The organism is Vibrio tetraodonis (genome assembly GCF_003350295.1).
Lineage (GTDB): Bacteria > Pseudomonadota > Gammaproteobacteria > Enterobacterales > Vibrionaceae > Vibrio > Vibrio tetraodonis.
Genome location: NZ_QLYY01000005.1, coordinates 350,897 through 362,775 on the forward strand (window position 1 = coordinate 350,897; position 11,879 = coordinate 362,775).

Annotated in this window: 11 protein-coding genes; 5 read left to right on the forward strand and 6 right to left on the reverse strand. The window is 42.3% G+C overall.

The window, feature by feature from the left end; genetic code table 11:
• Positions 1-58: 58 nt before the first annotated feature.
• On the forward strand, positions 59-793 hold the full coding sequence (locus DPF90_RS01795) for a PilZ domain-containing protein (protein ID WP_114784044.1): 735 nt from the start codon (positions 59-61) through the stop codon (positions 791-793).
• Positions 794-819: 26 nt separating this feature from the next.
• Here DPF90_RS01795 and DPF90_RS01800 read toward each other — a convergent pair whose 3' ends face one another.
• Positions 820-2,250, reverse strand: coding sequence for a methyl-accepting chemotaxis protein (locus DPF90_RS01800; protein WP_114784046.1), 1,431 nt, complete (start codon positions 2,248-2,250; stop codon positions 820-822).
• Positions 2,251-2,530: 280 nt separating this feature from the next.
• On the opposite strand from DPF90_RS01800, the gene DPF90_RS01805 reads away from it, so the two are divergent.
• Complete coding sequence (locus DPF90_RS01805) at positions 2,531-2,992, forward strand: GNAT family N-acetyltransferase (RefSeq protein ID WP_114784048.1); 462 nt, start codon at positions 2,531-2,533, stop codon at positions 2,990-2,992.
• 22 nt (positions 2,993-3,014) lie between these two features.
• Here the strand turns inward: DPF90_RS01805 and DPF90_RS01810 are convergent, their stop codons facing one another.
• Together DPF90_RS01810 and DPF90_RS01815 are read right to left on the reverse strand one after the other, a co-directional pair.
• The gene (locus DPF90_RS01810) at positions 3,015-3,911 is read right to left on the reverse strand and encodes a DMT family transporter (protein WP_114784051.1); all 897 of its coding nucleotides are present in this window, start codon (positions 3,909-3,911) and stop codon (positions 3,015-3,017) included.
• Positions 3,912-4,066: 155 nt separating this feature from the next.
• Positions 4,067-5,221, reverse strand: coding sequence for a tetratricopeptide repeat protein (locus DPF90_RS01815; RefSeq protein ID WP_114784053.1), 1,155 nt, complete (start codon positions 5,219-5,221; stop codon positions 4,067-4,069).
• Positions 5,222-5,555: 334 nt separating this feature from the next.
• On the opposite strand from DPF90_RS01815, the gene nagB reads away from it, so the two are divergent.
• The gene (nagB, locus tag DPF90_RS01820; protein WP_114784055.1) at positions 5,556-6,356 is read left to right on the forward strand and encodes a glucosamine-6-phosphate deaminase; all 801 of its coding nucleotides are present in this window, start codon (positions 5,556-5,558) and stop codon (positions 6,354-6,356) included.
• A gap of 88 nt (positions 6,357-6,444) precedes the next feature.
• On the opposite strand, the gene DPF90_RS01825 is transcribed toward nagB, so the two are convergent.
• Positions 6,445-7,218: a PilZ domain-containing protein gene (locus DPF90_RS01825; protein ID WP_114784057.1), complete on the reverse strand. Its 774-nt coding sequence runs from the start codon at positions 7,216-7,218 to the stop codon at positions 6,445-6,447.
• Positions 7,219-7,586: 368 nt separating this feature from the next.
• On the opposite strand from DPF90_RS01825, the gene sstT reads away from it, so the two are divergent.
• Together sstT and DPF90_RS01835 are read left to right on the forward strand one after the other, a co-directional pair.
• Positions 7,587-8,804, forward strand: coding sequence for a serine/threonine transporter SstT (gene sstT, locus DPF90_RS01830; protein WP_114784059.1), 1,218 nt, complete (start codon positions 7,587-7,589; stop codon positions 8,802-8,804).
• Positions 8,805-9,013: 209 nt separating this feature from the next.
• A complete protein-coding gene (locus tag DPF90_RS01835) occupies positions 9,014-10,162 on the forward strand; it encodes an anthrax toxin-like adenylyl cyclase domain-containing protein (RefSeq protein ID WP_114784061.1) in 1,149 nt (382 codons plus the stop codon).
• 57 nt (positions 10,163-10,219) lie between these two features.
• Here the strand turns inward: DPF90_RS01835 and pstB are convergent, their stop codons facing one another.
• Positions 10,220-10,969 (reverse strand): phosphate ABC transporter ATP-binding protein PstB, encoded by a 750-nt coding sequence (pstB, locus tag DPF90_RS01840; RefSeq protein ID WP_114784063.1) that lies wholly within the window; start codon positions 10,967-10,969, stop codon positions 10,220-10,222.
• 46 nt (positions 10,970-11,015) lie between these two features.
• A complete protein-coding gene (gene pstA, locus DPF90_RS01845) occupies positions 11,016-11,879 on the reverse strand; it encodes a phosphate ABC transporter permease PstA (RefSeq protein WP_114784065.1) in 864 nt (287 codons plus the stop codon).

Here is an 11,879-nt window from a genome sequence, read left to right on the forward strand (position 1 = left end):
CTAGGTCGATTTATAATTATAATATCATCAATAAGGACATCATTTTGTTGGAGGCTAGATGGAACTAAAGGAAGAGGATCATTCAGATCGTCTCTCGAATCCTTCTTCGGAGAAAGGCTTTACATCGATCAACAGTACAGATGCCCTTGCGATGCTAGAGCATGGCGGCGAGCTAACCGTCACCATAACGACACCTGTTGGCCGTGCGTTTAGTTGCAAAACACTATTCATTGGTGCTCACTCACACAACCTGATCCTAGCCGAACTGCCAAATTTGTCTCTCGAAGATACAGGATTTTTCTTCCAGTCCGGATTTTGGGCAACAATCAGGGCTATTTCACCACGTGGTGAAGGTGCCTTAGTGTCATTCAAAACACAACTAGAATACGTTTTGCATAGTCCCATCCCAATCGTGGCATTTAACATTCCAAATACCATGCAAGTGAATCAACTGCGTAGGGAGCCAAGATATAACCTCGACCTTCCAGCGAGCGTGAAATGTCAGGGAATAAAAATGGAATGTCAAATGCGAGACTTGTCTGTCCACGGCTGTCGTTTTGTCACATCACCTTTAAGCAAGGCTTTTCAAGTCGGCGATGAAATTACAGTCTGCATTCACGAAGCATTGGCTAAAAAGCACAAATTCCAATCAATGACAGGTCATGTTCGAAATTCACAAAGTTCAATCCACTATGCTAGTTATGGCGTTGAATTTGATGAAAAAGGCATTGAAGGCTCCAAGCTTCTGCTATCCAAGCTCAAATTTAGCGGCAACAAGCTTATCCTCAGATAGGCTTGTCGCTCTGCACTAAACATAAACTAGGTGCGATATAGAATAAGTGTGTCTGACAAAGACTCTGACGCCTTGGTTAGATTACTGATACCAATTGATGATTGTTCAGCAACTTCACGAATCGTATTCGCTGTAGAGCGGATATCACTTAACTCGGACGCAATATCATTAACTACCGTGCTTTGCTGCTCAGCAGACGTTGAGATTTGAATGTTCATATCCATGAGTGATTGTGCAGAATTAAAAATCGAGCGTATATCATCACCAACCTCTTGGGTCATTTGACTGCTTGTCCGTGCTTGTTCAACCGTTTTCTGAGTGATATGAGCAATATTACCACTTTCAGATTGTAGCTTTTCGATCATTGATTGAATTTCAATGGTTGCTGATTGTGTACTGCCAGCAAGTGCACGAACTTCATCTGCGACTACAGCAAAGCCACGACCTTGCTCTCCCGCTCTTGCCGCTTCAATCGCTGCGTTTAACGCCAATAAATTGGTCTGCTCAGACACCCTATTAATCGTAGTAATGACTTCATGAATCTCGGCCGTCTTTTTATTCAGAGCTTCTACCGATTGAGAGGATTGCTCAATATAACCCAAAAGCTGGTCTATCTGATCAATGGTAAGTTGAACACGCTTTTGGCTTTGGTCAATGTGCTGCATGTCACTTTCCGTTCTATGCATTGCTTGCTGGGCTATACTAGAGACTTCTTTGGCAGACGCCGTCAATTCTTCCATCGCCGTAGCAACCGAATCTAAAGACGTATATTGATAATGAATCTGATCCTCACTGAGCTTGGCTTCTTGCTCAAAACATGCAGACGTTTCACTTAAAGTATCGGTATTGGCCTTAACGTTGTTCACGAGATCAGTTAGCGTATCCATAGCATCATCTAACGCACAACCAATGGTTCCAAACTCATCGCGCCCAGGGTGGAAACCCAAACGTGAGGTTAGATCTCCAGCCGCTATTTTCTGCGTTGTAGTATGCAAAACCCATAGTGCACCGCCAATAAAAGTCGCGGTCCAATAGGAAAAAAGAGCAAAAGGTACCAGCCAAATACTCGCCCAAACTAAATCATATATAGCTCGGGAGCGCGCTTGACGATCCTGTGCTTGATTATCAAATGTGAGTTGGTAAATCGAACCATCAGAGGTTTTTTTAGATACGGTTGCGACTCCATTTTTATATCTAGGCTCACTAACACGTTCAACCTTACTAATATCGACTTGGTTTTCTATTGAATTGACAGGTACTGCATGAATGATGGCATCCAATCGCTGATGTGCAATCTCAATCGCCCGAGGTTCTATTTGCTGCAATTGCGAATAAAACCCTTTCCCTGCAATGCTTCCTATGGCAACTAAAAAAAGAACGAACAGTACCCATACTTTGTCGTTGATAGACATTTTTATGAACAATTTATCTATCGTCCTAAATTTAACTTCTTTCATCTTAATTCACTCGTCCTATTATTGGTCATTTCAATATGAGATATCGATTTTTTTGAGCTGCTGATCTATAAGATTGATTTATGAGATTAGAATCAAGCATCAATTGAAAGATGAACCTAGTGAATTGTTATTTATGAGATCTAAGGCTTTGTTATACAAATCATCGTACTGCAATCAGTAGTTTGATGTAACTCACATATACAACTAGAAGAGTATTTGTCTTCAAAAAGAGTATGATGCAGAATGAGTGACGTTTTTAAATCGTCTACAAGGGCAAGGAATGCAAATTAAAGTAGATAAATTAAATCACCCTAAAGTGATAAAACTCCTTGAAGAACACATGGAAGATATGAATGCCACATCACCACCGGAGAGCGTTCATGCATTGGATCAAAAAGAATTGCAACAACAAGGCACCATAGTTTGGACAAGTTGGAAAGAAGGTGAATTACTAGGGTGCGCCGCGATCAAGCACATCTCTGACTCACATGTCGAATTAAAATCAATGCGCACTGCTGAAAAAGCGCGTAATCAGGGGGTCGCATCCGCATTATTGTCACATATCATCGATCAAATGAAGAATGATGGATACCAGCGTATTAGCCTAGAGACTGGATCCATGTCATTTTTCAAACCAGCAAGAGAGTTGTACAAAAAATTCGGCTTTAAGTACTGCTCTCCCTTTGCAAACTATCAACCTGACCCCAACAGTAACTTTATGACCTTAGAGCTAAACTGTTAACCGTAAAGCTAAGTGATGATAACTATACCTGCTCAATCTTTTGTCTTTTACGAATAAGTTGAGCAGGTGAAAATCCAGTCACTAACATAGTCCCCAATAGAACTAGAAATGTACCAACAAAAGTATTCAATCCTATAGGTTCATCAAGAATAAGCGCCCCCCACAGAATACCGAATACGGGGACCAAAAATGTCACTGAAAGCGCGGAAGAGGCCCCTTCATCAACAACTAATCTGAAGTAAAGCAAGTAGGCTACGCCTGTACAAAGAACTCCTAACACCAATACCGACCACATTTCTTTAATGGAGGGCTCTCCTTGCATAGGTACAAAAGGAAGCAAAGGCAAAATCCAAAGCACCGCTGCCCACATGTTGCCATGCGCATTTTCAAAGGAATCAATACTTGGCGCTGTTTTGGTATAGTTGGTTGCTAAACCATAACTGCAAGCAGCCATCACACCTGCAGCAATCGGCAAAGTCGCATCGATACCTATATTTACCGCATCTAGCCCAACGAGTACAGCCACACCAATGACTCCAAAACCCATACCAATGAAGGCTTTTAGTGTCAAAATAGTCTTGTGCCAAAACACACCTATTAAAGCTCCCCAGATCGCCGCCGTAGAGTTAAGCACTGCAAGAGTTGAGGCGTTAAGGGTTTGAGCTGCATAGGCGAACAATAAAAATGGTAGCGCTGAATTGAGTAAGCCTATTATCATGAAATGCTTAAAGCTATCCAAAAACGCTAGCTTTTTACGTAAATAAATAGAAACCAGAAACAAACTAAGCCCGGCAAAACCAACTCTAAACTCAATAAGAAATGCTGGACCAAAGGTAAAAGTCGAAATCTTCATGAAGAGAAAAGAACTGCCCCAAATGGCAGCAAGACAAATTAAGCGTACAAAGCTCGCTGTAGACATTGGTTACCTCGCTATTGTTTTCGCCTAATGTGAGCGAATTAGCAATAATAATCAATCAAAAGTTACCATTTATTAATAAATGTAAATCAAGAAGGTAGGTTTGTAATACTGTAAATATTTGGTCATAAAAACACCAATTCAGGAGTAATAAACCGCTAAGCTTTATCTATATTTGACTGAGTAAAATCAAGGTTCTGATCAGAAGACGGTGCATTAGCTGAAGCTTCATCACTCGCCGGTTCTGTAGATACAGTATCTTGAGGGGCTTCGGCATCGGTATCAGGATCTTGTTCCCGCAAAACTTCTTGATCTTCTAGGATAATACCCCGCTTATAGAGCTTATTTAAGGCTTTAATTACCGAGTGCTTGCCCACCTTATTCTCACGAATTTTCTTCAAGATCGGCTTAGCAAGAGATTGCAAGCCCACAACGGTATCAACACCAATAGTTAGAGCTATTTGATCACGAAGCCCTGCCGCTTGTTTATGGCCAAGATGAGCAGCAACGAACAACCAGATATATGCAACACATTCTCCATCAGGTGGCTTTTTCATCCACGCTTCAGCGACTTGATACATGGATTCAGTATGCCCTTTTTCACCAGCCCGCTCCATCCAGTAACAGCCTTTGAGGAAATTAGGTGCAACACCAATCCCATTCAGATAGTTTTGACCAAGCTTTAAACGCCCTTCATTGCTTCTCATCGCAGCTGCTTTCTGGTAGTACTGAGTCGACAGGCTTGGATTAGGCTCTGGGTTTCTGGGCGATACGAACCATTCACCTAAAAATAGCTGAGCTTCAACATAGTTACTATCTGCAGCATTTCGCATGACTTGAACAGCTTTCTCTACATTTTGCTCTGTACCCAGACCATTAAAGAGTGCAGTCGCCATCTCAAATTTATGAGGCATACTACCCTCTTGAGCTTGGATACACACTTGCCAAAATTTTGCTTGTTCTTTTAAAACAACATCGTTGAGTTTCTCACTTAAACGAACAATTCCGAACATACCTGTGGTGTTATCAAGCTGAGCCGCTTTCGTATACCAGTAAACTGCATCTTTCTGGTTCATCCGCTCAGCTTCTTTAGCAAGGAACAAAATCGTTGGTATATCTCCACCTTCGGCTTTATTGACGCGATCTTTCTCTTCTTGCTGGCGATTTTTTTCCAGTGCTTTGCGCTTGGCAATACCGCGCTCTACGCGCTCTTGCTCTAATCTCTTTTTACGCATTTGTAATACAAGCATCCATATGAATGTGCCCAGTAATAACAAACCCGTTGCGCCAATCGCTATCCCTATCAAATTCATCAGCTTACTTTCTTCACATATAATTCAAAACGGTTTTATTTGTATAGACCCAGATTATCCTGAGGCTTGGTGCATTTACCTTTATTATGTAAGTGTACAGTACTCTTAGGATTAGTTGATGAATAAAATGAAAAATCGCCCTCAAGATCAAATATTAGCCCTTATTTCTCGATAGAAAGTTTTAGCAGTAAAACCGTTTATAAAGGCGTATTTAAAACTCAATAGAATCAAAATATGAGCAATGCTGATGGAAAACGATAGCCTAGCACCGGATCTTATTTTATAATGAAAAATAACAAATCGAAGTGCTAGTATTTTTCATCAGAGGTTACCAATGAGACTCATCCCATTACGCCATGCAGCTCAAGTCGGTCTGTGGGCTGCAGCACATATTGCCAAGCGCATTCATCAATTTAACCCATCAGAAGCACGCCCTTTTGTGCTTGGACTTCCAACTGGCGGTACTCCGCTAGCAACTTATAACGCATTGATAGATCTGTATAAAGCAGGAAAGGTAAGTTTCAAAAACGTAGTTACCTTTAACATGGATGAGTACATAGGTATACCCGCTGATCATCCAGAGTCATACCGCTCATTTATGTATAACAACTTTTTTAATCATATTGATATTCAAGAGAAAAATATCAACCTCTTGGATGGGAACGCCAACAATCATGAAGCCGAATGTAAGCGCTACGAAGATAAAATAAAATCTTATGGCCACATCAACTTATTCATGGGTGGCGTCGGTAATGATGGGCATATCGCCTTTAATGAGCCTGCTTCATCATTATCTTCTAGAACCCGAATAAAAACGCTGACTGAAGATACTCGTCTTGCTAACTCTCGTTTCTTTGGTGGTGATATCAACCAGGTTCCGAAATACGCGCTAACCATAGGTGTAGGCACACTCCTCGACGCTGAAGAAATCATGATATTAGTGACTGGACATAACAAAGCACTTGCACTAGAAGCCGCTGTAGAAGGATGTGTTAATCACCTTTGGACTGTGTCTGCGCTGCAGCTTCACCCTAAATCTGTGATTGTGTGTGACGAGCCTTCAACTCAAGAATTGAAAGTCAAAACCGTGAAATACTTTACTGAATTAGAAGCGGAGAATATAAAAGGCTTTTAGTAAAATAGTGCTATAGCTATCAGCTAACCGTCATCAAGCTTGATTCACCTTGAGTCGGGCTTGATAGCTATGCTTTACCAACCCATGGCTACAATGTGAACTTTTGGCTCATTCGACAAAAGTGTAAGTTATCAATCAAGTTTGCCACTGGCTCAAGGCTAGTTTCCTCAAACTTTACCCCAATCTTATTATAACGACCTGTTGTTTTAACATTACGAACCACAGCTTCAAGTACTTCTGAAGACACCGATTCTTCACCGCTTTTATCTTCAATACGCAAAGAAATAATGTCACCGACTCTGTGTTTGGCTAAATCACGCTCTAAAACAACAAGACAGCCATGGCTCGAAATATCTCGTACCTGACAGCTAAAGTTATGGCTGGTAGGAGCCAGTATGCCATCTAGAGCTAGCTCCAGACGGGCACTTTCTCTCAAACCAGAAGCAACTTGAGTTGCCAAAGGAAGAGAGATCAGAAAAAGGCTGTTTTCTCCGGCATCAATGACATATTCAACCTTACTTTTGAAATAAATTCGAGCACCACCTCCTGATTCAGAAATCACACACGCTTTGATGGGAAATCCACGCTGAAAATACACCGCGAGTTCTTTTGGCGATGCATTAGGAGTTTCAAGCAACATCAAGTTGTTGGAGTGAAGACCCACATATTTGGTTTTACCTTTAAATATTTTCCCTGTTGGGGTCATGATAAAGAAAGCAACTTCACTTAGTGGTTTAACATCACTGAAAACGTCTTCACCACATTGAACACTTTCCGGACTGGGCGATTGTGCCTCTTGCTCCTCTTGAGCGGATTTAGGACCCGCTACATCTTCCGGTTCTTGGGGCTTTTGTTTTGCCATAACATCAATCCAAACCGTAAATTTAGTCGTGGTTTTAAGTGTATACCCAATTCCCTCATACCCACAAAAATATAGATTAAGCACAAAACATGAACGTGGCTAAGCAATACAACAATAGATACAAGATACTAAAAGAGCTATAGTGGCAGTGGTATTTAACCTAGGGGATGAGAAGTTATCATTAACTTTACTGCGCTAAAGTATATTCAGTCGATGTCGGCTAAGCCGTCGGTGCATATGCCCAAATTTTCATTCTAATCGTCAATTAACCCTAGACACATTATTTCAAATCGCTAGTATTAGCTCTCTCAGTTAGCGAAAACTGAATTCACGTGAAATTTATATAACAATTCATTGCAGGGAAAACTATGCAACACAACTCTATTTTTGCCCGTTTTGCGCGCGGAAATTTGGTGTTACAGATCTTAGCCGGTATCGTACTTGGTGTAGGTCTTGCCACTATATCTCCCGAATACGCACAAAGTGTTGGCTTACTTGGAAGTCTATTTGTCGGTGCTCTAAAAGCTGTCGCTCCCATTCTTGTTTTTATCCTTGTTGCCGCTTCAATCGCCAACCAGAAAAAGAACCAACACACTTACATGCGTCCAATTGTTGTATTGTACCTATTTGGTACCTTTACCGCAGCACTAACAGCCGTCGCATTAAGTTTCATGTTCCCAACGACGTTAACTCTCGTGTCTGGTGCTGAAGGTGCGACGCCGCCTCAAGGTATTGGCGAAGTCATGAATACGCTGCTATTTAAAATCGTAGATAACCCAGTTAATGCGCTAATGGATGCAAACTACATTGGCATTTTGGCTTGGGCGATTGGTTTAGGTTTGGCTCTGCACCACGCGTCTTCGACAACCAAAGCCGTGTTTGAAGATCTTAGCCATGGCGTTTCCCAAATCGTACGCTTTATTATTCGTCTCGCGCCATTTGGTATCTTCGGTCTCGTATCATCGACTCTAGCCACAACAGGCTTTGATGCATTAGCGGGCTATGCACAGCTATTGGCTGTTTTACTTGGCGCTATGCTTATCATCGCTTTAGTTGTGAACCCAATTATTGTATTGGTTAAAACTGGTGAAAACCCATACCCTCTCGTGTTCCAATGTCTACGCGAAAGTGGCGTTACGGCTTTCTTCACTCGCTCAAGCGCGGCAAATATTCCAGTGAATATGGCCTTGTGTGAGAAACTACAGCTTGATGAAGATACCTATTCTGTCTCTATCCCGCTTGGTGCAACGATAAACATGGCGGGTGCTGCAATCACCATTACCACATTAACGCTGGCTGCGGTACATACTATGGGTATCGAAATCGACATCCTTACTGCTCTGCTTCTTAGCATTGTTGCTGCAGTTTCAGCATGCGGAGCATCAGGCGTTGCCGGGGGCTCGCTGTTACTGATCCCTCTGGCATGTGGTTTATTTGGTATTCCAAATGAAATCGCAATGCAAGTTGTCGCGGTAGGCTTTATTATTGGTGTTGTACAAGACTCTGCTGAAACAGCACTAAACAGCTCAACAGACGTAGTATTTACTGCCGCTGTGTGCAAAGCCAAGCACAAACAAAACGCCTAGTCACCTCTCGATTGAATACTTAGCCCCGAATATCGGGGCTTTTTTGTATCTGCAGAAGCAAAGGCAGTATTGACCTACTTCACACGAGTGACAAAGCCTAACCATTCTTCATTGGTTTAAAATTACATGGGTATTGGGCGAAATTGCCAATCTCATAGCCATCTCGTTAGATATATTGACCTGTATCATCCATCACTATTTTAACGATTATGTATTTCGATGACTCTGCGGTTCAACAATCGGGAATTGTTCCTGCTCACAAAAATATTATTATAAATACAGCTAAGCGACACGACTGTATTATCATGATTCGCCCTGTAAACCCGCTCTCTACCGCTCTTATTGAAGAAGGTTACGCAACCAAAGATTTGCATGTAAAAGGCAAGTCCTCGGATTGGGGCCCACAAGCTGGCTTTATATGTTGCGATCAATCCTATAGTAAGTTGGTTCACAAAGGCCAAGAAGAGATAGAGAGATTCAACCTTAAAGTCACTGAGTCTATACGTGACGGCTATGCAAAAGCAGTACCTTTGCTGATCTCTGGTGAAAGATTGCAGTTCCTCATCAAACAACAAATGCTTCATGTGATATCGAAAAGTGATGGGGTCATTGAGGTCACCAGTCATGGAAAGCCTCACCAAGATTTTATTCTTTATCCTAATGAACGTATGCCTGTTAGCGAGTATACACATTTCCATCGTCAGTATCATGCGGATATTTTGCCCATGTTTAAAGTGATGCCACACCTTAAAAAGGGCTACTGGGTAATGACTAAAGGACAAAAAATAGAACCACTCATGGTATTGGCAGAGCCGTCAAATAGTGTCCCCTTAACTGCAGACTATGATCTCTTTTGTGTTGCACCACACCTAAGCCAATTTAGTTCTGAAAAACCTACACGGCTTAAGCCCGTGGTAAAACTAGTGCAAAGCGCACTTGCCCAGAAAGAACGTAGAATAGTTGATGATGACCTAGGCAAAATTTCACATCTTACTCAGGAAGTGAAACAGGAAATCAATCAGAAGGCCGGCGCGAGTCATGTGATTCATCATGGCTGTGAAGTCGATAACCCTGTCACCGAATTAGATTATCCTATTACTGCTTTTACCCCGTGGGAAAAAGTGGTTGGCGCGAACAACCAGCAAGAGTTACAAACGCTAGCCAAGGACATGCTCAAACTTGGCTATATCTTCTATCCCAATCGACTCTGGAGCCAAACTGGTCAAGTTAATAGCAGCAGTGCCTCACCACTAAGAAATTATCAGTGGGACACCAATATTCAAGAAACTGAGTTATCTAAGCCAGAAGTACTCTCTCCTCCTGAAAACTATAGTCACCCACAAAAAAGCCCCTCATAATGAGGGGCAAGAGACCATCGCTTTTTTGTTATAGTGATAATCTTATGATTCTAAAACTTAGCCAAAGTCACCATTCACGTAGCCCTTAGTACGATCATCTTTAGGCTGACTGAAAATAACCTGAGTAGAGTCATGCTCCACCAGCTCACCCATCAAGAAGAAAGCGGTACGATCTGAAATTCGGCGCGCCTGCTGCATTGAGTGAGTCACAATCACTATGGTGTAGTTCTTTTTCAACTCTTCCATCAGCTCTTCGATCTTGTGGGTCGCAATAGGGTCAAGCGCCGAAGTTGGCTCGTCCATCAAAATCACATCTGGCTCCATTGCAATGGTACGAGCAATACATAAGCGCTGCTGCTGGCCACCGGATAAACCAAACGCATGCGACTTTAGGCGGTCTTTTACCTCATCCCACAAAGCGGCGCCGCGCAATGAGCGCTCAACAACCTGATCAATGTGTTTTTTGTCCTTGATGCCCTGCGCTCTAAGGCCATAAGCTACATTCTCATAGATGCTCATTGGGAATGGGTTTGGCTTTTGGAATACCATGCCGACTTTTATCCTCAGATCTGCCACATCGATATTGCCGTAAATATCATTGCCATCCATATCCAGCTTACCTGTGATTTTCACACCTTCGATCAGGTCGTTCATTCGGTTAAGACAACGAAGCAAGGTTGACTTCCCACAGCCAGATGGTCCAATTAATGCGGTTACTTGGCGAACAGGAATCGGTAAATTAATCGACTTGAGTGCCTGATTGTCACCATAAAACAGGTCTAAATTTTCGATATCAAATTTGTTCATGATCTTTATCTCTTAAATCTAAAATGGGTCTTTAACGCTCTGTTGCCTAATAGTTCGCTGTGTTAAATTGGCGCGCAATGAGCTTAGTGATCATGTTGATCACAAGAACCACCACAATCAGCACTGTCGCTGTACCGTATGCTTGATTCCACTCTTCAATAGTAAATAATTCCGTAGTGAGCTTATATAAGTGAACAGTAAGCGTTCGACCTGAATCAAGAAGCGAGTCAGGTATGCGAGCTACCATGCCTGCGGTCAAAAATACCGGTGCAGATTCACCAATCACTCGGCCAATACTCAAAATAACAGAGGTGATGATCCCCGGCATAGCACTTGGCAGAATAAGTCGCCAAATGGTATAAATCTTGGAAGCGCCTAGGCCGTACGAGCCTTCTCGATAAGTCTGAGGCACCGCCATCAAGGCTTCTTCTGTGGTACGAATAATCACCGGCAATATCAAAATGCTTAAGGTCAAAGCACCGGAAAGAATCGAAAAACCCAGCCCGAGAATAGCGACAAAGAAAGTCATACCAAACAAACCAAAGATAATAGAAGGTATGCCTGCGAGAGATTCGGTACAAAAACGAATCACTTTAACCAGCTTACTACCAACCTTGGCATATTCGGTAAGGTAAATCGCCGTCATGATCCCAATGGGAGCGGCAACCGCAATCGAAGCGATAACCATATAAAGCGTGGAGACAATCATAGGGAAGATGCCATGCTCTTCACCTGTACGAGTGTAGTTATCGGTAATAAAGTTCCAATCTACGTGTTGGAGCCCGTTGGATAATATGTACCAGATGATCCAGAATAAAAATCCAACGGTCAATGCCGCAGCAGTCCAGATTAAAGCGTTTAGAATATTATCTTTAAACTGGCGATGTTGTTTTAATGCCGTGCGATCCAT